The 22,236-nt window shown below is 40.8% G+C and carries 22 protein-coding genes; 2 read left to right on the top strand and 20 right to left on the bottom strand.

What is annotated here, in order from left to right; genetic code table 11:
- Nucleotides 1-129: 129 nt before the first annotated feature.
- The gene (locus I2D56_RS02525; protein WP_195213803.1) at nt 130-720 is read left to right on the top strand and encodes a hypothetical protein; all 591 of its coding nucleotides are present in this window, start codon (nt 130-132) and stop codon (nt 718-720) included.
- 93 nt (nt 721-813) lie between these two features.
- On the opposite strand, the gene I2D56_RS02530 is transcribed toward I2D56_RS02525, so the two are convergent.
- The 20 genes from I2D56_RS02530 to I2D56_RS02625 all read right to left on the bottom strand — a co-directional run bounded on the left by I2D56_RS02530 (nt 814) and on the right by I2D56_RS02625 (nt 19,735).
- On the bottom strand, nt 814-1,833 hold the full coding sequence (locus I2D56_RS02530) for a DNA/RNA non-specific endonuclease (RefSeq protein ID WP_195213802.1): 1,020 nt from the start codon (nt 1,831-1,833) through the stop codon (nt 814-816).
- Nucleotides 1,834-2,212: 379 nt separating this feature from the next.
- Nucleotides 2,213-2,704 (bottom strand): phosphoribosylanthranilate isomerase, encoded by a 492-nt coding sequence (locus I2D56_RS02535; RefSeq protein WP_195213801.1) that lies wholly within the window; start codon nt 2,702-2,704, stop codon nt 2,213-2,215.
- Nucleotides 2,705-2,724: 20 nt separating this feature from the next.
- Nucleotides 2,725-2,886: a hypothetical protein gene (locus I2D56_RS02540; protein ID WP_195213800.1), complete on the bottom strand. Its 162-nt coding sequence runs from the start codon at nt 2,884-2,886 to the stop codon at nt 2,725-2,727.
- A gap of 112 nt (nt 2,887-2,998) precedes the next feature.
- Nucleotides 2,999-3,409 (bottom strand): DUF7668 domain-containing protein, encoded by a 411-nt coding sequence (locus I2D56_RS02545; protein WP_195213799.1) that lies wholly within the window; start codon nt 3,407-3,409, stop codon nt 2,999-3,001.
- Nucleotides 3,410-3,707: 298 nt separating this feature from the next.
- Entirely contained in the window at nt 3,708-4,586 is an 879-nt protein-coding gene (locus tag I2D56_RS02550; RefSeq protein ID WP_195213798.1) for an aminoglycoside phosphotransferase family protein, read from the bottom strand.
- Between the two features lie 106 nt (nt 4,587-4,692).
- Nucleotides 4,693-5,739: a DMT family transporter gene (locus tag I2D56_RS02555; RefSeq protein WP_195213797.1), complete on the bottom strand. Its 1,047-nt coding sequence runs from the start codon at nt 5,737-5,739 to the stop codon at nt 4,693-4,695.
- A 342-nt stretch (nt 5,740-6,081) separates the two neighbouring features.
- Entirely contained in the window at nt 6,082-6,807 is a 726-nt protein-coding gene (locus I2D56_RS02560) for a CPBP family intramembrane glutamic endopeptidase (protein WP_229038959.1), read from the bottom strand.
- Nucleotides 6,808-7,003: 196 nt separating this feature from the next.
- Nucleotides 7,004-7,327 carry a TfoX/Sxy family protein gene (locus tag I2D56_RS02565; protein ID WP_123160375.1) on the bottom strand — a complete coding sequence of 108 codons (324 nt, stop codon included), beginning with the start codon at nt 7,325-7,327 and terminating at the stop codon, nt 7,004-7,006.
- Nucleotides 7,328-7,497: 170 nt separating this feature from the next.
- A complete protein-coding gene (gene rlmD, locus I2D56_RS02570) occupies nt 7,498-8,856 on the bottom strand; it encodes a 23S rRNA (uracil(1939)-C(5))-methyltransferase RlmD (protein WP_195213796.1) in 1,359 nt (452 codons plus the stop codon).
- A gap of 62 nt (nt 8,857-8,918) precedes the next feature.
- Complete coding sequence (locus I2D56_RS02575) at nt 8,919-10,244, bottom strand: LCP family protein (protein ID WP_195347912.1); 1,326 nt, start codon at nt 10,242-10,244, stop codon at nt 8,919-8,921.
- The gene (gene pheA / locus I2D56_RS02580; RefSeq protein WP_195347913.1) at nt 10,241-11,095 is read right to left on the bottom strand and encodes a prephenate dehydratase; all 855 of its coding nucleotides are present in this window, start codon (nt 11,093-11,095) and stop codon (nt 10,241-10,243) included. Before pheA ends, I2D56_RS02575 begins: the two co-directional genes overlap by 4 nt.
- Nucleotides 11,086-11,571 carry a shikimate kinase gene (locus I2D56_RS02585; RefSeq protein WP_195347914.1) on the bottom strand — a complete coding sequence of 162 codons (486 nt, stop codon included), beginning with the start codon at nt 11,569-11,571 and terminating at the stop codon, nt 11,086-11,088. The genes pheA and I2D56_RS02585 overlap by 10 nt, the downstream gene beginning before the upstream one ends.
- Nucleotides 11,564-12,847: a 3-phosphoshikimate 1-carboxyvinyltransferase gene (aroA, locus tag I2D56_RS02590; RefSeq protein ID WP_195347915.1), complete on the bottom strand. Its 1,284-nt coding sequence runs from the start codon at nt 12,845-12,847 to the stop codon at nt 11,564-11,566. The genes I2D56_RS02585 and aroA overlap by 8 nt, the downstream gene beginning before the upstream one ends.
- Before the next feature lie 275 nt (nt 12,848-13,122).
- A complete protein-coding gene (locus tag I2D56_RS02595) occupies nt 13,123-13,461 on the bottom strand; it encodes a YlbF/YmcA family competence regulator (RefSeq protein ID WP_123159111.1) in 339 nt (112 codons plus the stop codon).
- A 99-nt stretch (nt 13,462-13,560) separates the two neighbouring features.
- Nucleotides 13,561-14,667, bottom strand: coding sequence for a prephenate dehydrogenase (locus I2D56_RS02600; RefSeq protein ID WP_195347916.1), 1,107 nt, complete (start codon nt 14,665-14,667; stop codon nt 13,561-13,563).
- 12 nt (nt 14,668-14,679) lie between these two features.
- Nucleotides 14,680-15,846 (bottom strand): chorismate synthase, encoded by a 1,167-nt coding sequence (gene aroC, locus I2D56_RS02605; RefSeq protein WP_195347917.1) that lies wholly within the window; start codon nt 15,844-15,846, stop codon nt 14,680-14,682.
- Nucleotides 15,847-15,866: 20 nt separating this feature from the next.
- Nucleotides 15,867-16,931 (bottom strand): 3-dehydroquinate synthase, encoded by a 1,065-nt coding sequence (aroB, locus tag I2D56_RS02610; protein WP_154853199.1) that lies wholly within the window; start codon nt 16,929-16,931, stop codon nt 15,867-15,869.
- Between the two features lie 101 nt (nt 16,932-17,032).
- Nucleotides 17,033-17,908 carry a shikimate dehydrogenase gene (gene aroE / locus I2D56_RS02615; RefSeq protein ID WP_195347918.1) on the bottom strand — a complete coding sequence of 292 codons (876 nt, stop codon included), beginning with the start codon at nt 17,906-17,908 and terminating at the stop codon, nt 17,033-17,035.
- Nucleotides 17,898-18,575, bottom strand: coding sequence for a type I 3-dehydroquinate dehydratase (gene aroD, locus I2D56_RS02620; RefSeq protein WP_006596075.1), 678 nt, complete (start codon nt 18,573-18,575; stop codon nt 17,898-17,900). The genes aroE and aroD overlap by 11 nt, the downstream gene beginning before the upstream one ends.
- Nucleotides 18,572-19,735: a class I SAM-dependent rRNA methyltransferase gene (locus I2D56_RS02625; protein WP_195347919.1), complete on the bottom strand. Its 1,164-nt coding sequence runs from the start codon at nt 19,733-19,735 to the stop codon at nt 18,572-18,574. Before I2D56_RS02625 ends, aroD begins: the two co-directional genes overlap by 4 nt.
- 243 nt (nt 19,736-19,978) lie before the next feature.
- Here I2D56_RS02625 and I2D56_RS02630 point away from each other — a divergent pair, with 243 nt between their 5' ends.
- The gene (locus I2D56_RS02630; protein WP_154853211.1) at nt 19,979-22,168 is read left to right on the top strand and encodes an LTA synthase family protein; all 2,190 of its coding nucleotides are present in this window, start codon (nt 19,979-19,981) and stop codon (nt 22,166-22,168) included.
- Nucleotides 22,169-22,236 lie beyond the last annotated feature (68 nt).

Here is a 22,236-nt window from a genome sequence, read left to right on the forward strand (position 1 = left end):
TTATGCAAACGATTACAAAAAATCATGTACTAGGATACAACTTTAGAAAAAGGTTTGCAAGTCAAATTCTGATTGAACAAAATACTCCATTCTGCTAAAATAGAGCTATTATAAATATAAGGAGTTCCTATGCAGAAAGAAATTAAAGGCTTATACACCATTTATGGAATGTGGTTGTTCTTCAGTATCATTGGGATGATTTTTATCTCCTTCAATCTTCCGTCAGCTCTTCAGAAAAACGATACAGTTGGGATTGTCTTTTCAATTCTGTTCGGCATTATTTTCTTAGCGATGATTCTTGGATTTGGCTATTTAATCCGAGTTGCACCAAAAAAAGTTCAAGCAAAATACCAAGATATTTTTGACCACTATCCAGAACTTGAAGAAAACGTGGAATTATTCAAAGAGAAGGCGACTGCTGTCGATAGACTTAACCAACTCTACCTATACCGCGAAGCTATCTTCAATACAGAACATGGACGCTTCGTTAATCCTATCTTTCTCAATGAAATTGAGGCACTCGGTGTTCGTATCAAGTGGGTTCGTAACGGACAGGTACGCTCGAAGAATCTCTTCTTAATCGAAAGAGAGGGAGAGAAAGAATTCGAATTCGATTTAGGTATGGTTTCGCCTGCAAAATATGAACAGTTAATCCTCTTCTTACATGCTGTACTAGATGTCAAACCAGAACTTGAGTTCTTTAATGAAGTTGAAGATTGATTAACAAAAAGATATTCATTAGTTTTTCTATTTCGTTAAACTTCAACACACAAAAAAGCCCTTCAGGGCTTTTTTTATGCTTAAATCTTAGCCTTATTCTTTGGATGTATGCCTTTTTCCGAGACTTAGTGCTTGCTCTTCTGACATCTGAACAACCTTAGAAAAATTAGTATTGCGAGGCATGTTGTCTAAAGAATACCAATAAACATCCGCACTCCCATTTCTTGCCACATATACTACTGGAGCCAATTGACGACTTGGTTCTGTAGGCTCCACAGGTTGAACTGGCTGAGCTGGCTCTACTGATTGACTCGGTTGAGGAGCTTGACTTGGTTGGGTCTCTACAGGAGGACTGACAGGTTGTGCTTGACTACTTGGCTCAGTCGGAACCAGTGATGGAGTTGCTGTTCCTTTTACATAATCAATCGTTGCATTCTTAGAGTAGTTGTCCAAGGTAACAGTGGTAATCCCATAAGCATCTACAGATTCTTTTGGACTTCCTAGGTTTATACGGAGTAGATTTCCTTCTTGATCAATCCCAACATACTGCAAGATGACTTGTCTCGGAATTAATTCATCACCCTCATAAACCGGGGTCACCTTGTAGTCTAACCAATAATGAGGGTGAGTCGCCAACCAACTATCCAAGCGCTTTTCATAGTAGAGCATCCCCTCATTATTACTATCAGCAGTGCCACTATAATTTCCACTATTGGTCCAGGCAGTTAAGGGAACTAAATTTTTCCCTTCATTAGACAAGCCACTAAATTGATAGCCGACCAGATGTCCTCTATGGAACAACCAGGCCTTCTTCCCTTTGTTTCCATAGGACAGCTTATAATTATGCCAGCCAACTGGATTGTAGGTAAGCCGCGGCTCTCTTTTCTGCTTTGGTTCATCCTTATCTTGTAACTGTATATGAGCTGAAGTCGCACGACCTAAATGATCAAACTCACCTAAAACGAGCTGCTTGCTACCAGTAAAAGGTAGTAGGTTAAGACTTTGGTAATCGAGTCCAGTTTGCTGAGCTTGAACCCCATGGACAAAGGTTAAGGACATGAAAACCGCAACTATCCCAACGATGACATTTTTAAAAAAACCTTTTATAACCATAATAAACTCCCGCATTACTATCTAGTATTATTATAGCAGAAAAAAGCGGTTACAAACATAGAAATTCGGTTTAGATTTCAATTTTTAGTTTGATTGAATAAAACAATGGATCCTCTTTAGTAAGTTTTTACAACAAGTCCACATCAACACCAGCATCATCAAAAATTGCTTTGACTTTGTCGAAAGCACTGGAAAGGAAGGGAAATTAAAAAAATAATCAGCTTATTGGAGTTAAACATGAATGTTCCTACTTGTTATTTGATTATGATTAGATCAATTGGACAGATTTTTCTATAGTATAAATTAAATAACCAACAAAAATGATAATAAAAATAACATAGCAGCCAGTTTTACAACTTACTACTTTTCATATGATAATTTACAAATGTCTTTCCAGCCACTCGATCTTTTTAAAATCCTTATTGTCATTGTGATCATTTCGATAGGAGTCTTGAGAGGAAGCTTTGTAAATACTTAGATACTGCTCCAGACTTGGAAGACGAAAAGTGATGCCTTCAATGTGAATAAGCTCTATATCCGATTCCGAAACTCCTGCAAAATCAGGTAAGGAATCGATACTTCCAAATTCAACACTCACTCTATCCTTTTGGAATTCATGCTCATGAATATCTATTAAGACGTAGCCTAAGTCTTTCATCACTTTCATTATCTTGTCCCAGTCATAAATTCTGAGATGATCAGGTGCTTCCCAACCTCTAGGGTCACCAGGCACATGAATGTCAATGTCAGACGGCTCCCAATTTTCTTTCGTTCTAAACTCAAATCCCAAAGAACCCATCAGTGTTGGTGTAATTCCAACTCGATTTAAATAGAAACAAATGGTTTTAAATTCTTCAAATAAGAGACTCATGTTTACTCTAAACCTTTCATCTAAATGTTTGTTATTTCTACTTTATTACCTTGAACAAAATCATCTTCATTTTCTAGAGTATATCCAGTTATTTTGGGTACAAATTCTTTTCCTTCTTTTAAGGACCCAAATGCGACTATATCTTTGTAATAATCATTTTGATACAATTCCAATAGATACATCTTTCATCCCCTCTATATTTGAAAAACTAACCGAGATTCTATGCAACTTACAATCTAATCATCTATTCTTAGTATACATATGTAATATATAACGAAGATCATTAAGTTTGGTCTATCCAGGATCGACATCTATAGAAGTTACTTTGTAACCATCCTCATTGTATAAAAATTCTAATTGTAGGGTTAAATCTACTAATTCAGAATCGGAGGTCATCTGATATTCAACAGCAAAGCCAGTTTGATCATTAAATTCATAAACTTGTAGTTGAGAATACTCATAATTCGGATGGAAATTACATTCTACACCATATTCATCAATTTTATCGAAATCATTTAATTGTAATGAATCCTCAATATATTCAAGTAACTCTTTTACATCATCAACTTCTGAACCATCAACACAATCTATAATATCTCTATAGTTATTTTGATGAATTGCTCTTAAAATCTTTTTAAGTACTTCAATTACTTTTTCTTCATTTTGGTAGTTTTCTTTGTACTCAAAATCATCGAATATTCCCATGATAATAGTTCCTTTTTTTAGTAGTTAATTTTAAATCTCATGAAGATTAAAAATTTTTTTCTAACAAACTTAAACACTCGATGTGTGGTGCTAGCAAGCCTCTATATTATAGAACGAAAGGGATAGAGTTGTTGTTTAAAATTAAACTTTAGAATGAAACTATTTTATAGTTACCATTTTTCCAACTTTATAGCCGATAATTGTCACTTAATAAATTTACTTGCTAACTTGTAAACCTGTTGAGTCTCCTTACTCTTAACGTTCCAATTATCAAGTTCTTCTTTAATCAACTCTTTTATTATTCATCCTTTTTCTCAATCAAATACCAACTAGGAATGATTTGCTTCATATCCTCATACCATTCTAAAATTTCCTTAGCTTGATTTTGCATTACTGCTATTTCTTCAGTTCCATAAGGAACAGACCATGGAAGAGCACCAACTATGTTATTTATAATATAGATAGCAAGAAGTTCCCAAAATAAATCTGGAACCTTACCATCAAAATATCCATCTATCATACCAGATGCAAAAGAGGGAGAGACTTGAGCAGACCACACAATCCGATTGAACTCCTCCCAAGGATCTCCAAGATCAAATCGATCAAAGTCAATGACATAAATTTTGCCATCTTCACCAATCATGAAATTTCCGATATGATAATCCCCATGTTGGAAAACCTGAGGTCTATCTTTTAGCCATTCTCGATTTGCATTTAAAAAATCAATAAAGATCTGACCGTTTTCATATTGAACGGGACATTCTTTGTATTTGGCGATTTTGTCATCAATTTTTCGATTAAAAAAGCTTTCCCAATCTTCACGAACTTCTGTTACAGGGAGTGAATGAATTTTATGAAGGATGCTTCCTGCTTCTACTCCGTAAGTGTATTGTTGTTCTTTTGAAATAGTTAGAATGGTTTCTCTTGCATCTTTTCCGTCAATCCATTCGTGTAAAGAATATACTTTGTCATCGCAGAGTTCTATGCTAATTGGTTTACACATCGGAACTCCAAGAGAAGCCACTTTCTCCATCATCTCAAATTCAAATTTCTTAGTATCTAACTTATCCTTATCAGAAACACGCAAGAAATAGTTTTGCTGATTTTGATCTGTCACACAATATTTTTTATCATCTGACCAGCCTTTATTTATGGCTATCTTACTAATAAAATTCATCAATCACTCTCCGATTCACCTTCCAACACTTCTTGCAGTTTTCACTAGTAACTCATCCAGTTCGTCTACACTTTAGTTACCTAGATCAAGATTTAGATAATGAAAACTAGTCAATTCTTTTTTCCTCTGCTAGACTCTCTAGTTCCTTGATAGAATGGCGATGTATGTGGTTCTCTTCTGTTAGATAATGCTTGTGGACATGCGAATGCCATACCGTATGCGTGTGGGTACTTCCGCCATGGGTATGGCTGAAGCTATGCTGGTGTTCATGGGTGTGTTGGCGAATAAGCGTATCTACCACCACTAGAGCAGAACCAATGATCATCACGATCAAGGCGATCACATACATCCAGGATAAGGATTCACTTAAAAACACAAAAGCAAGGAGGGCTCCAATCAACGGATTGACAGCATAATAGGCACTGGTCTTAGCTGCTCCGAGAACATTCTGGGCTCTCACATACATGAAAATGCTAAGACCATAGGCCACAAAACCTAAAGCCAAGGCAATGGCGATATAGCCAAATCCTGGAAAGGACTCTTTTTTTATCAGGGCAATGACTAGAGCGCAAAGTCCAGAGCAGAGGCCTTTTAGTATGACAATTTGATAGGTGCTCTTTGATGATAGCTCTCTCGTGCAATTATTCTCAAGTCCCCAGCAAATGGTAGCTAGGATCACTAGCAAAGAACCATAAGAAAAATGAAAGCTGTCTGTTCCTTCAAACGACAGCAAGATACTTGACAGGGTGATCAGCCCAATAGCAAGCCATAATCTTTTGGTGACAGCTTCTTTGAAGAGAATCAGTGCAAGGACCGTCGTCGCCACAATTTCAAAATTCCCCAGAAGCGAGGCATTTGCTGAAGAACCATAGCTAATTCCAAGCATCAGAAAAATCGGAGCAGCAATATCGAGAACAATCATTCCGATAATATAGGGAAGATCCGCTTTTGTCAGGCTCTCTGCTTTCTCTCTATCCTTCTTGTTAAACAAGGACATTATCCCAATACCAATCCCGGCACCAAGGTACAGCGAAGCTGCCATTGTAGTCGGGCCAACATGCTGCAAAAGAACCTTTGATATTGGTACATTTATGGCATAAAACATAGCTGCCAGAAAGGCGAATATAATTGCTTTTGGCTTATTGTGCTCCATCAATTCAACTCCTTTATTTCATTTTTTCTGGCCATGACCTCCATATCAGAGCCAAGATCAAAACTACAGTACCACTCCGCTCCCAAAACATCCAAACCGGAATCTCGCTAAGGACTTAAAAGGTTTGGGAGACCTTTTGAGGATTAACTGCGTTTCACTAACAAACTCACACACTCGACGTTAAACGAGTGAACACTAAGTATGTCAAGTGAACCTGTCTGCATATGGAAACATGTCTATAGACCTTTTAACGATAGCATAAGGTTATCGTTAAAAGGTATTACCTCTACAAACTGGTATTTGTTTATTATGATACCTTTAAATATATAAAATTCAAAAATACTACATAAATATCATGAAAAATACAATTCCAGCTACATTGCAAAGAATGTGCGAAACTGTTGAAATCAAACAATTTCCTGTCTTTTTATAATTTATGGCATAGATTATACTGTCAATAAAAATCGTAAAAACATCATAGAATACGAGTCCAAAGTTTCCGATAGCAATATGGGCTATTGCAAACAATAAAGCAGACATAAATGCACAAACCCAAAATGGAAAAAATTTAATTGCTTTACCAAGGAAAAATCCACGCCATGCAATCTCCTCTACTAACGCTGCAATAACTATTTGAATCGTAAGGATCGGTATTTTATTATAGGACAACATCGTATCTGTTCTTCCAATAACATGAGCAGAATACGTCCCATTAAATATAATATCTCCAATAACCACCGACACTATAGCCGTAGCTACTGTAAGTAGTACCAGAGGAATTACCCATTGTTTTTTCATATCACTAAAAAAAGTTTTAAAGCGTAATCCTGATTCTATTTGTAATTTTTTGTCCATGTTGTCGACAACAAAGAAAAATAGGACTCCTGCTATAACTGAAGCTCCTGCAATGGATGTTTCGGGTTTTATCTTTGTCAAAGATAATATAGCCATCAAAGCAATCCCCATCATTGTTATATAGAATGTCTTATTTTTTATTTTAGTATAACCCCACATATAATTATGCCCTCCATAAATTCTAATTTGTCTTTGTTTAAGAATAAATCCCATTATATAATTCCATAAACTATTTAGCAAACTTTGTTGCAAGTTCATGATCAAATGCAGTGGCTAAGGTTTATCTTCTCATTCTACGAGTCCTATCCTAGAGTATAAAATATTCTTCTACTTCGCTGATACCTCAGCTCGTACAAGCAGTGATACCGCCTCAACGTGGTGCGTTTGTAGGACTCAAAATGGAATTCTGTCAATATTTCTTTTTCTTTGGTTTTGGTGCAGGTAACTCATCATACATTGAATCAAATAAGCAGGTTAAATATTCTTTGTTGTCAACATCATCTACCAATAGCATTTCCTTTGCTCCATCATATGGTAACTCGTACTTTGCATTTGGCATGTATGCTATTGCGGATTTGACAGGCTTCACTAAAAATCTATCATCATAAATTCCACCAATGATTTTCCCACGATAATAAATTATATATTCACCCATCATTGCTCTATATGATATTTCTTCCAACTCGGATAATTGTTCTAAAATGAAATCTAAATATTCTTTACTTGAAGCCATACTCCACCTCCAAAATTTGCATTGGTCTACAGGATTTTTAATACTTATATTAGTTCAATATGGTGGGCCTTCCGTTTCTACTATGCTACTTCGTAGCTCGTACAAGCAGTGAAACCGCCTCAACATGGTGCGTTTGTGGGACTCAAAAGGTTCAGTGAACCTTTTGAGGATTAGCTGCGTTTAACCAACAAACTCACACACTCGACATGATGCGTCTGCGGAAATAAGTCCACCGGCTGTACTTTCTTCAATTCATAGCCTAACTCTTGATAGAGTTTAATATCACGCGCCATGGTAGCGACGTTACATGAGATATAGGCGATGCGGTCAGCTCCTGTTTGGGCACTTGCTTTGATGAAGCTTTCAGTCAAGCCCTTGCGTGGTGGGTCGACCAGGATGGCAGTTGGTTGGATACCTTCCTTGAGCCAATTCTTCATGGCATTTTCAGCTGTATCACAGACATAGTGGGCATTGGTAATGCCATTTAAGCTGGCATTCTTCTGGCTATTCTCAACTGCTTCGGGGATGACTTCTACTCCATAAACTTCCTTGACATGCTTAGCAACTGATAAGCCAATGGTCCCAATTCCTGAGTAAGCGTCAATCACCACATCATCTTCTTTTAAGTCTGCAAAGTCAATGGCTGTTTGATAGAGCTTCTCTGCCATTTCGGTATTGACCTGGTAAAAGGCTGGTCCTGAGATTTGGAAGCTATTGCCCAACATTTGGTCCGTAATAAAGTCTTGACCATAGAGAACCCGCCATTCTTTCCCGAAAATAGCATTGGTATTCTGGTCGTTGATGTTCTGCATGATAGACACAATCTCAGGAAATTGCTTGATCAGCTGCTCGATCAACTGGTCCACACGGAAAATCTTGGGACGAGTGGTGACCAAAATGATCATGATTTCTCCTGAATGGTGCCCTCGGCGGACGACAAGGTTACGAATCAAGCCAGATTGTTCCTTCTCATCATAAGGCTTGAGATCAAAACGACGAATCAAATCCCGAAGCGCCAAAACTACCTGATCAATGACTGGATCTTGAATGTAGAAATCTTCGATCGGCATCAAATCATGAGAATTCTTCCGAAAGAAGCCTGTCTCGACTTGACCATTGACGCGACGAACAGGGACTTGGGCCTTATTGCGGTATTGAACAGGATGGTCCATGCCCAAGGTCAGGGGTACTTCTATATCAGAGATTCCTGCCATCTTGTAAAGACTATCCTTGACCTGTTTGGCCTTAAATTTTAATTGCTCCGGATAAGCTAAGTGCCCCAGGTCGGCAACACCGCTTCGCAAATAGGCAAGATCCAGCTCCTCATTGCGGTGAGGCGATTTTTCCAGGTACTCCTCTACTTTTCCATAGCCGATCTTTTTATTGACCTTGAGCACGCGCATGCGAATGACCTCTCCAGGCAGGGCATTCTCTACAAAAAAGACCAAGCCATCCACCTTAGCCACTCCGGCTCCTTCATGGGTCAGGTCAACAATTTCTACGGTTACAATTTCATTCTTATTTAGCATTTTTTTATCTTTCTACAAATTAAAAGGGACGGAGTTTGGAACACTCCTATCCCTTAATTATATCATCTTAAGCCCATTTGGGACAATTTCTTTTTATACGCATCAAAATCGACCAGCAGTCCTTGACCGCCATACATATCATAGGCATCGACCCAATCCCCATTTTCTGGAATGGTAATGCGTTCAATCCCCTTGCTGGCACTTCCGACTAGGCCAATCCCGTTGGTTAACAAGAAGGAGAACGGTACATTGGTCGAGGTCATAGCGAATACCTTTCCTAATGCTTCAGAACCAGTGAAGAGTTTTGTTGGATCCTTGATTTGGTGAACAATGGCAGACATGACTTCTTGTTGGCGTCTCGTACGTCCAAAGTCACCCTCATCATCTTTACGGAAACGAGCATAGTTGAGGAGGGTCCGGCCATCCATCCGTTGTTTTCCGACCTTAATGGTCTGATTCGGAACGACGCCATCCTTCATATTCAAGTCATCCGGAACTTCAACTTCAGAAACGGTTTCACCATCAATGGTGGAGAACTGCGCATTCATCTCCACTCCATTAGGAAAGAGGGTATCGATGGCTGTAGCAAAAGTCTGGAAATCGACCATGGCATAATATTGGATATCAATGTCAAAGTTATCCTTAAGCATCTGACGGACCAATTCCGCCCCTTGGTTGTTATTCTGCTCTCCAATGGTAAAGGCCGTATTGAGCTTCTGGTCATAGTAATCTGGATAGTCTGGATCCGTTTGCTGGCTGACGCCATCGATATGGACTAGAGTATCCCGCATGAAGCTGACCATCTTGATCTTGCCATCTTTATTATTGACATTGACCACCATGATGGAGTCTGTACGAGTCTCAGACGAGCTTTCCCCTATTCGACCATCAGTACCCAAGATAAGGATATTGACCCCGTCACTGGTCTTCTGGCCGTTAAAATACTCTTTTACAGCTGGTTGAGCATTCGTCCCACCAGGTTTGCTATTCAAACCCTTGATAAACATAAAGACCATTCCACCAAGAACCAATAAGAAGAAAAGGGCAATCCACTTTAAAATACGTTTGAAGCGGATTTTTCTTCCCTTCTTACGTTTGGGAAGACCTGTTACTTCCTCTCGATTCTTTTTATTGGATTTGGCTTTATCCTTTCGACTACGTGATGGATAGACAGGTAATTCATCAGACTCATTTTCTCCTCTACTTGAAGAAGCCTCAGACTCTTCAGCAATTGCTGAAACGGGGTCATCTTGGAAATGTCCCTCTGATTTATTTTTTAGGTACTTGTATTCCGACTGCTCTTTCTCGTTCAGGTAATGGTAGTTGGAATAAAGGTAATCCAATCTCTTTTGTTCATGATAGGATAGGTTTTCTGATTCTCTACTCATACGTTCTCCGTTTCATTGTCTTTTAGCACATAGACCGAATAGTGGCCTAAGGTTTTGATGGATACTCCTAGGGACTCCAGTTCTTGATAGGCAGAAGCAAACAGTAATTCGTCAGCATCCACCACATCGATGATAAAAAAATATTCCCCTAGGGCCGTCTTTAAAGGACGGCTCTCAATTTTTGTTAAATTTAATTCTCTTGAAGCAAATGTAGATAGGGCCTGGCATAAGGAACCTGCAATATTACTTGGCAACGTGATGGCCAGACTATCCTTACAGGCAACACTCTTTAAGGAGCGACTGCTTTCAAAAGGTCGCTGACCAAGAATCCAAAAGCGGGTATAATTCTGATCCATCTCTTGAATATTACTGGCTACAACTTCCAAACCATATTCATCCTTAGCCTCCAAAGGCGCAATGGCTGCAATAGGTAGTTCCGGATGTTGAGAGACATATCGAGCTGCATAGGATGTCGAAGTTGTCATCTCCAGTCTGGCTTGAGGGAAATGCTCTTGGACATAGGCTTTTCCCTGGGCTAAAGCTTGTGGATGTGAATAGATCACTTCAATGGCTCGATCCTGCTTAACGGCCAATAGTTGTTGCTTAATGGGATAAACCACTTCTGCGATAGCCTGGAAACTGGCCTGGTGAAAGAGATAGTCAATGGTCTCATGGACACTGCCTTCAATGGAGTTCTCAACAGGGATGACTGCATAGTCTACTTGATGGGATTCATAGGCTTTCAATACCTCAGTAATAGAACCATAAGGGCACAATTCGGACTCTTCAAAACTTTCCAGAGCTACATGATGGGTAAAGGATCCCTTAGGACCGAGATAAGCTACAAGCATCGAATCATCTCCACTATTTCTTCGGGTGTCTTATCAGCAACTTCAATCACATGGGTGGCTACTTCTTCATATAGAGGCAGGCGTTGTTCATACAAGTCACGAAAGTCTTCTTGATTTTTAGCAAGAAAGAGAGGACGCTTATTTACAGGATCAGTCGCCAGTCGTTGATAGAGGCGATCAAAATCAATCCGAAAATAAATATTACAAGGATTCTTCTTGAGAAGCTGACGATTTTCAGACCTTAGGACAATCCCCCCACCAGTAGCAATGACTGGGATTTCTTGTTCGAGCAATTCTTGCAACAAAAGTGACTCTTGCTGCCGAAACCTCTCTTCTCCAAAGCGAGCAAAATAGTCTGAAATCGGCATTTCTATGCGTTGAACCAAGAGCGCATCCATATCTACAAAAGCTGGATCCAATAAACGGCCAATGGTTGTTTTCCCTGCTCCCATAAAGCCGAGTAGTACTTTAGGCATGGGACACCTTTTCTAAGTCTGCAAAGAAGGAAGGATAGCTGGTATTAATAGCTTCTGCACGCTCGAGTTCCACTTCACCCTCTCTCACAAGCAGGGCTGCAATCGCCCCCATCATGCCGATCCGGTGATCGCCAAAGGTTTGCAGACTAGCAGCATGCAAGGGCGTTTTCCCTTCAATGATCATGCCATCCTCTGTTGGAGTGATGGAAGCTCCCATGGCATTTAGACTATCTGCCACGACTTGAATGCGATCCGTTTCTTTAACTTTCAATTCTTCAGCATCTTTGATAATGGTTTTGCCAGAAGCTTGCGTTGCTAAAAGAGCAATGATAGGAAGCTCGTCAATCAAGCGAGGAATCAAATCACCTGAAATTTCCGTTCCATGGAGATCAGAAGTCTCTACGACAAGGGTCGCAGCCTTAGCAACTGGATCAAGATCCAAGATTTGAAGCTTGCCACCCATTTTTTCAATAACCTCTAGAATGCCTGTACGGGTCTCATTGATCCCGACATTCTCCAGACGAATCTTGCTATCAGGAACAATCAAACCAGCTACCAACCAAAAGGCCGCACTGGAAATATCACCTGGTACCGTCACCTCACAGGCTTGGAAGCTCTGGGGCCCACGTAAGCGAATCTCTTTGCCCTTCACGCTGATCCGGCCACCGAACTGCTGGATCATATCTTCGGTGTGGTTTCGTGTCAGTTCCTTCTCTAGAATGACTGACTCCCCTTCTGCTTGCATAGCTGCAAAAAGAAGAGCTGACTTGACCTGCGCAGAAGCTACCGGTAATGAATAATGGATTGGTTGTAACTCTTTTGATCCATGCAGATGAAGGGGCAACATGTCTCGATCTGTTTGGCCCTGGACCGTGACTCCCATCTCTCGAAGAGGGATCGCCACTCGGTCCATTGGTCGTTTGGACAAGCTATCATCTCCAACCATGGTAACTGGGAAGGGACTTCCCGCTAAGACTCCTGCTATTAATCGAGTAGAAGTGCCTGAATTCCCCATATCCAGATCATTCTTAGGCTGTTGAAAGGCCTCAAAACCTTTCCCCTCGATGGTGATCACTTGACCATCATCTTGGATAGAGACGCCTAGGTCCCTAAATACTTGAATAGTGGATAAGACATCTTCACCACGTAGGATATCATAGACCTTAGTGGTTCCATGAGCAAGGCTACCAAAGATAATCGAGCGATGACTGATCGATTTATCCCCTGGAACACGAATGATTCCATTTAAACCCTTACAATTCGTTTGTAATTTCATGGCTTACCCCTTCAAGCTTTTCTAAAAATTCTACCATAAAAAAAAGCCATTTTCAACGTTCACTTGGAAGGACCTCCAAGAGGGGAGAGAAAAAGAGAGTGGGACAGAAATCGGTCATTCGTTAGAATTCGATTTCGTTGTCCCACCTCCGCACAGTTGAGTAGGGCTGTAAAAGCTGATGAAATCAGCGTAGTAGAGCCCACTCAACCACTGCGTCTTGCGCGACAATCCAAAGACAATTGAGAGGCTAGGACTTTTGTCCCAGCCTCTCTCCCTTATTTAAATAAATCTTGAACTGGATCAAAAATAATCCGTTCAATATCTCCTAGATAAACAGATAATTGCTGTTGTTTTGTGAAAAATTCATTCACAATTGGGTTTCCTTGTAATTTTTCAGCAAAATCTTGCATCTTCTTTTGTTGGTCTTCAGTTGGCATTTGTCCAGACTGGATGACCCCATGAATTTCTTGTTGGAAAGCGAGGTAGTCTCCGAATAATGCTTTTGCATCCGCATCTGCATCAATGGCTTCCTTACTAGCAAGAACAGCTTTGTATTCTGGTAAGTCACGAATTCCACGCGACAATTCATTAGCTACATCATAAATATTTGACATGTAATTTCTCCTTAAAGGTTTGATTTCATTCTATTATACAAAGAATATTTTACATATTGTATTAGAAACTGCTATTTTTTAAAAAATCCTACTTGAGACCTATTTGATCACTACGCTATAATCCGTTTGCTCTGTAATCAGGGCTTCAGCCCTTGCTTGATCTGCAGCTGTCTTAAAGGAAATTTGGAGGATTCCATAAACATCTTCCCGGTTTTCCTCATTAATATGAATATTGACTAAGGAAGTCCCGCGAAGCAACTCCAAGATCCGAAGGATGACATCTTCTTCGTCTGGGACATCCACAAAAATGTCAAAGGTACTTTCCACCCCGCCTCGTTTGTGGATTTGCATGTGCTGGCGTTGCTCCCGACTCTGATCAAAGAAGGACCAAATGTCATCTTCTTGCCCTTGTCTTATCATATCAGCAACTTGATCAAGGCGATTTTGAAAGTCCGCTATCCGATCAAGAACAGCACTTGGATTGGACAGCAAGATAGAAGTCCACATGCTAGGCTCACTCTCTGCAATCCGCGTCATATCACGGAATCCACCTGCAGCAAAGCGACCTGCTAGGCTGTGATCCTCAGTATAAGCCGCTGCTTGTCCCATAAGGGTTGCAGCCAATACATGAGGAAAGTGACTGATTTGAGAAGTGACTCGATCATGTTCAATTGGATCCACCACGATGAAACGGGCTCCAAGCCCTGAGAGCAAATCCTTCATTTCTAAAATAGCACTGGAATCAGTCTCAGCTGTTGGAGTAAAAATATAATAAGCATTTTCAAAGAGGGTAGAGTCAGCCGAGGCAGCTCCCGTCTTGTGACTCTCCGCCATGGGATGCCCACCGACAAAACGGACTGGGAGATGGTTAAAAGCTTCTTGACCTGCTTTTACAATAGCCCCCTTGGTCGACCCCACATCCGTTACAATAACCCCTTCTTTCAGTGGCATTTTTGACAATTGCTGAAAAGTTTCAATCGTTTGTTTCACAGGTAAGGAGACGATGATGACATCTGCTTTAGAAGAAAACTCTTCAAGATTGGCCGTCACCTTATCAACAATCCCATTCTTCAAAGCAATATCCCGCGAGGCTTGACTGCGATTATAACCTAATAGAGTAACTTCTGGATGGGCCTTCCGAATCCCCATGGCTAACGAAGCTCCAATCAGTCCTAGACCAACGATATATACAACCTTTTCTTCCATTTATTTCTCCAGTTAGAAAGCTTTGGTATAGGCCCGATGACGCTCGACAGCTTCCTTCAATTCCTCCAGATTATCAGAAGAGAACTTGTCCAAGACTTCTGTGGCTAAGACCGTTGCCACTACAGCCTCCATGACAACTCCTGCAGCTGGAAGTGCTGTTGGATCACTCCGTTCCACCGTTGCCTTATATGGCTCATGCGTTTCAATATCGACACTCATGAGGGGCTTATAAAGGGTCGGGATAGGTTTCATAACCCCACGGACGATAATGGGCTCTCCATTGGTCATGCCTCCTTCAAATCCGCCTAGATGATTGGTTCGACGCGTATAGCCATTTTCTTCAGACCAGAGAATTTCGTCCATGACCTGACTGCCCTTACGACGACCTGCTTCAAAGCCCATTCCGAATTCTACTCCTTTAAAGGCGTTGATGGAGACAACCCCTTGAGCAATTTTGGCATCCAATTTCTTGTCCCATTGGACAAAAGATCCTAGACCAACAGGCACACCACCTACAATGGTTTCAACGATCCCTCCGATGGTCTCTCCTTCTTTCTTCACGCTATCGATATAGGCCTTGATTTCTTCCTCTCGCTCTCGATTGACAATAGAAACCTCGGATTGAGCGACCGCTTCCTTGATTTGCGAAACCGTAAGATTTTCTGGAACCTCTACTTCGATGCCACCGAAATTAATGATGTGGCTGGCTACTTGGATCCCAATCTCTTCTAATAATCGTTTGGCTACAGCACCTACTGCTACCCGCATCGTCGTTTCCCGAGCTGATGACCTCTCCAAGGAATTGCGTAAGTCATCGAAACGGTACTTAATCCCACCGACCAAATCAGCGTGGCCTGGACGAGGCTTAGTAATTTTCCGAAGCCCCTTTTTCTTTTCCTCCACATCACTGACAGACATGATCTCCAGCCATTTTTGATGGTCTAGGTTGGTGACATTCAAGGTGATGGGGCCTCCCATGGTCAATCCATGGCGAACTCCGGAGGTGATCTCGACCTGATCGCTTTCAATCTTCATCCGTGCTCCACGACCGTAGCCCCCTTGCCGACGTTTCAACTCAGCATTGATAAAATCAGCCGTCAAAGGGAGTCCTGCAGGCACTCCTTCAATAATAGCTGTTAGTCGTGGTCCGTGTGATTCTCCTGCTGTTAAATAACGCATGGTATCTCCTTTGTCGGTTTCTAGTTTAAAAAGTCTCTCATTTCTTCCAATGGGACTGGGTGAATCTGACAAGTACCAATTTCTGGTACCAAAACGAGTTTTAATTGATTGCCCCTCGCCTTCTTGTCCAAGGTCAAGGCTTGATAAAGCTCTTCCTTATTCCACCCATGGAATTCTACCGGTAAGCCAAATTTTTGACACATTTGACGAATGGCCTGTGTTAAACCGGCTTGGACGAGTCCCTTGGCTTCTGCCACCTTAGTGACTTGTACCATCCCTATCGCTACGGCTTCTCCGTGCATGACCTGGCCATAACCTGCAGTCGCTTCAATGGCGTGTCCAAGAGTATGACCAAAATTCAGATAAAGACGGATGCCCTGGTCTAGCTCATCTTCGACGACCATCTTGCGTTTAACTTGACAAGAATGGGCAATCAGGGATTCTGCATGCTCATAAATAGACTCGACAGAGCCATCCATTCCTTCCAATTCTTCCCATAATTCTGGATCCTCAATGAGTCCATACTTGATGACCTCCCCCATGCCCTCGATCAACTCACGTTGACCCAGGGTCCGTAGCATCTCAGGGTCAATCAAGACTCCATCAGGTTGGGCAAAGGTTCCTACCATGTTTTTAGCATAGAGCGTATTTACTCCAGTCTTGCCTCCAATAGAAGAATCGACTTGAGCTGTCAAACTAGTTGGTACTTGGACGAAATGAATCCCACGCATGTAAGTGGAAGCCACGAAACCAGCTAGATCTCCGACAACGCCACCACCCAGAGCAAGGATCCCATCCGATCGTGTCATGCCATTCTTCGCTAAGAATTCATAAACTTTCTGAACAGTCGTTAGATTTTTACTAGCTTCTCCTTCTAGAAACTCATAATGAACAACTGTAAATCCTTCACTTTCAAGGCATTTCACTACCTGACTTGCATAAAGGGATCCCACATGGTTGTCTGTTATGACTGCTACTTTTTGAGGTTCCCATAAATGACTGAGCCAAGTTCCAACCTTTTGGATTGCTCCATTCTCAATGACAATCTCATAACCATTCTTTGGTAGATCAACATTCACCTTCATAAAGATCTCCTTTCAAATCTATGTGAAAAACATTACAATTTCACCATTGTATAAAAATAGAAAACAGAGCATACTTGATTAAGTTTATCTGTTTTCTTCCATCATTTTTCTAATACATAATCAGGGTATTCCAATTTCAAAGCTTGCCATACTTCCTGCTCTGGGAAGGTTTTTTCCGTCATCAGTTCGAAGGCTAGGGTAGCTTGATGAAACAGCATTCCAAGCCCATTTACCGTTTGCACCTCTTGTTTTTCCGCTAATTGAAGAAAAGGTGTCTTGGCAGGAAAATAAGCTAAGTCGGCTACTAGACATCCTTTAGGAAAGGTAAAGTCCTTAGGAACAGGAAGGGAAACCCCATCCATTCCAAGTCCAGTAGCATTGATCAATAAATCCGCTCCCACCATCATTGCATTGACCTGGTCCCAACTGGATAAGTCATGGAGGACAATTGAAAAAGAGAGAGCTTCGGACAGTGGAGAATAGATAGCCTGATACTTGGCTAAACTTTCTGGGCGAACAAATAAATGTATCTCTGCCACTCCTTGTCGAATAGCTTCTAGGATAATGGCAGTTGCTGCCCCACCTGCTCCCAAAAGGACAAGTTTCTTATCCTTTATAGAAAAAGTCTTGGGTAGACTCTTTAAAAAACCAAGTCCATCGGTATTGTATCCTGTTAAGCAACCATCCTTCTGAACAATTGTATTGACCGAACCGATGAGTTGGGCACTTTCATCTACCTGATCTAAGTAGGGTAGGACCTTTTTCTTATAGGGCATGGAAATATTGGCCCCCAACATATCCAGTACTCGTAACTGTTGAAGACTTTGTGCAACTTCATCTTCTTCCACTTCCCAAGCAAGATAGACCGCATTGGTAGCGGTTAGTTGGTAAGCATGATTGTGAATAAAGGGAGAGATACTATGACGAATGGGCTTGGCAATGACAGCCGCCATTCGCGTATAGCCATCAATCTTCATCTAAGATCTCCCGAATCTTGTGCATGCTGGACAAACTGATTTGACCTGGTGCACTTTCCTCCCCTACACTGGCATAGGACCAAACCGAACCAGTTAAATCGGCAGCAATGCGAGAGATTCGGCCAATTTTCCCCATAGAAATGGTAACGAACTCTTGTTCTGGATTCAGCGTCTTAAAGCCACGTGTATAGTTCATCAAATCAAGAACATCCTGCTCGGTATGAGCCATCACAGATACCTTGACCAATTTTGGTGTAAAGCTGGTTAATTCTGACATAATCTCCATCATGTTTTCAGGTGTTTCCTGGAAATTATGGTAGCTTAAGCAAAGATTGGAATAATCCATCATCTGATTAAATTCGGCCTGATGACCAAAGTACTCAAAGTCGACATAGTCTGGATGATAGATGTTGTTGATATCATGGATAAGGGCTACGTACTCTTCACCAGAAAGGTCAATTTCACCTCCCTGCTCCCGTGTCCGCAACGTAAATAAAATCTCACGACCGGCAAATTTTTCAAAGATGGCAGGCGCAACTTGTAAGATATCATGTTTGTCCAAATAATCCGCACGCCATTCAATGACATCTGCATCCTGATAACGACTGGCATCAATGGCCTGTGCTTCTTCAAAATTTCTTGGCATTACAGAAACGACTAATTTCATTGATCCACCTTAATTGTAAAAACTTTCAAGTAATTACTACTTTCTTCATTTTCATTGTATCGAAAATCAGCTGGAAGTCCTACTTCACTGATATAGCGATGTTTTTGGCCTTTGAAGCCCTTTTCAATTTCTTTTTTAAATTTATCTCGACTGACATTAGCAGCGTTGGTACTTGCAATCAAAATCCCTTTTGGATTTAAAATCTCTAGGGACTGCTCAATCAGTTTGTGATAATCCTTCGCAACAGAGAAGGTACGCTTCTTATTGCGAGCAAAACTCGGCGGATCTAAAACGATCACATCATAAGTCAAGGCATGACGCTTGGCATACTTATAATAATCAAAAACGTCCATGACAATAAAGCGGTGCTGGTCCAATTCTAGACCATTTGCCACAAAATGAGCTTGGGATAGTTCCCGACTACGCTTGGCAAGATCGACAGAAGTTGTTTCTACAGCTCCTCCCATGGCAGCTGCTACCGAAAAAGCCGCTGTGTAGGAAAACATATTGAGTAAGGATTTACCTGCAGCTAAGCCATCTACTAAGCTAGCACGCACATCATGTTGGTCCAAGAAAATCCCTGTCATCAAGCCATCATTCAGAAAAACTTGGTAACGAACTCCATTTTCCAAAATACAGAAGGTCTCTGGAGCTTCTTGACCAAATAGATGAGCTGACTCATAACCGGGATCCTTAAAACGGATTTTTTCATATCCTCCCAAGACTTCAGGAAAAACTTCTTGAAAAGCTGCAACGATCAAGTCTCTGATTTGATAGACAAAGGCATTGTAAATGGAAAAGACGGCATAATCTTCATAGAGATCAATGGTTAAACCACCAAATCCGTCGCCTTCTTGATTAAAAATTCTAAAAGCAGTATCCAATTCCGACTGATAATAAGACTGACGTTTTGACTTAGCCTCAGCAAATAAGTGACAAAAGTAAGCCTGATCCAAGGTGATTTTCTTCGGAGAGATGACCCAACCAAGTCCCTTGTTTTGCTCAGAAAGGTAGCCTGTCCCAACAAAGTGGCCCGAAGCTGTAACTAGTTCGACAACCTCATTGTCAAAGGGGAGCTGCCCAAAGTCAATCTTCTCTAAAATCTTATAACCTTTATGGATTTTCTTCTCAACTTGTCGGTTAATTGTCAGCTTTTTCATACTCTCTATTGTATCAAAATTTTCAAAATTTCACAAAGTCTCTTCCTTAAAAATACGATTAATAACAAAGTGATCACCATCGTTTTAAACATTCTTGCTCTTTTTGTTTAGTAATAGATTACAAATCTCAATCTTAGACTTTCTATCCCTCATTATCTGCTTGCTTTATTTTCAAAACGATCTAAATTATGGTATACTGTTGTAAGAAAATTTTTAGGAAATAAGGCAAGGAAGTATATTTTTGTGAAAAAAATTACCAAAACGATACTCGATGCTATGAGTACCAGACTAGGATTTGTCTTTACCCTACTGTTGCTTTATTGGTTTAAAACCATGTGGGCCTATACAGTAGACTTTAATCTAGATATTCAAGGCTTCTATCAGGTTTTTCTTGCAATCATTAACCCGATACCGTTAAGTCTCTTATTCATCGGTCTCGCTTTTTATATTAAGAGAACCAAACTCTTCTATTTGCTATCTTTTAGCATCTATGTCATTTTATTTATCTGGTTGATATCCAATTCGATTTATTATCGTGAGTTTACAGATTTCGTAACTGTCAATACCATGCTAGCCTCTAGTAAGGTATCCGCTGGTCTTGGGGCAGCAGCCTTAGAATTGTTCCGACCTTGGGACATCATCTATATTCTAGACTTTCCAATTCTAGCTTTCCTCTTTTTTAAAAAATTGGTCAAACTAGATCCCCGTCCATTTAATAAACGGGCAAGTTTTGCAGTTACTTCTCTCTCTGCTATGCTCTTCTCTGCCAACCTTTTCTTGGCAGAAATTGACCGTCCGGAGTTGTTAACGCGTGGATTCTCCAATTACTATGTGGTTCGTGCGCTTGGCTTGCCAGCCTTCCTAGGTTACAGTGCCAACCAGACTTACATGGCAAATAAAGAACGCTCAAAAGCCTCTGAAGTAGACTTGAAGCCAGTTGAAGAGTATGTTGCTAGCCACTATGCTCAACCAAATCCTGAAACCTTTGGTCTAGCTAAGGGACGAAATGTCATCTATATCCACTTGGAAAGTTTCCAACAATTCTTGATCGATTATAAATTGAAGGTCGATGGCAAAGAATACGAAGTAACCCCTTTTATCAACTCGCTCTACCATTCAAATGAAACCTTTGCATTTGCTAATGTTTTCAACCAGGTAAAAGCTGGTAAAACATCAGATGCAGAGACCATGATTGAAACAGGCTTGTTTGGTTTGAACCAAGGTTCCTTTATGGTGAACTACGGTGGCACCAACACCCAGCAAGCAGCTCCTTTTATTCTTTCTAAGAATGGCTACCAATCCAGTGCTGTTTTCCACGGAAATGCCGGAAGCTTCTGGAACCGTAATACAGCTTACAAACAATGGGGCTACCATTACTTCTTTGATGCCTCTTACTTTACCAAGCAAGATGATACCAATTCCTTCCAATATGGACTCAACGATAAGATCATGTTTAAGGATTCCATCAAGTACTTGGAACACATGCAACAACCGTTTTACACCAAATTCATTACAGTTTCCAACCACTATCCTTATACGACGAGTCTGATTGGTGACGAAGTCGGCTTCCCTCTGGCAGAAACGCAAGATGAAACAATTAATGGGTATTTTGCTACAGCCAACTACTTGGATGCTTCCGTCAAGGCCTTCTTTGATTATCTCAAATCTTCAGGCTTATATGAGAACTCTATTATTGTTTTGTATGGTGACCACTACGGTATTTCAAATTCTCGGAATCCAGCCCTAGCTCCTCTGCTCGATAAGAACTCGGAGACATGGTCTAGCTATGACAATGCCATGTTGCAACGCGTGCCTTATATGGTGGTGATTCCAGGTATGGACAAGGGGAAAGTGATTGAAACCTACGGTGGAGAGATTGATATGCTTCCGACATTGGAACACTTGTTAGGAATTGATTCTAAGAACTTCCTTCAAGTTGGACAAGACTTATTATCTCCAGATCATAGTCAAATCGTTGCTTTCCGTTCATCTAACTACTTTGTGACCCCTGAGTATACAAGTTACAGTGGCCGGACCTATTACACCAAGACTGGTGAAGAAATCACCAATCCAGACGAAACAACGAAAGAGCAACTCGATAAGATCCGTGAGGCAGCGAATCTTCAACTCAAAATTAGTGATAGTATTCAAACTGGTGATCTCTTACGGTTCTATACCGGTAATGATCTTGGAAAAGTCAACCCAGATGATTACTCTTACAATAACTCGATGAAAGCATTGAAGAAAATCGAAAAAGAAAAAGGGGATGCATCAACCAGTCTCTATAGCCAAAAAGGCAAGCAGTCAACGGTTGATCTCTTCAAGGCTCCTAGCTATAAGGAACTCCATCCTGAACAGTTCAGTTCTTCTTCATCATCGAGTGACGATTCTAGCTCAAGTAGTTCCAGTTCATCTTCATCAGAAAAAAAATAAGAGTGGGACAGAAATCGGTAATTCGTTAGAATTCGATTTCGTCGTCCCACCTCCGCACAGTTGAGTTC

This window comes from Streptococcus australis, assembly GCF_015553625.1.
GTDB lineage: Bacteria > Bacillota > Bacilli > Lactobacillales > Streptococcaceae > Streptococcus > Streptococcus australis_B.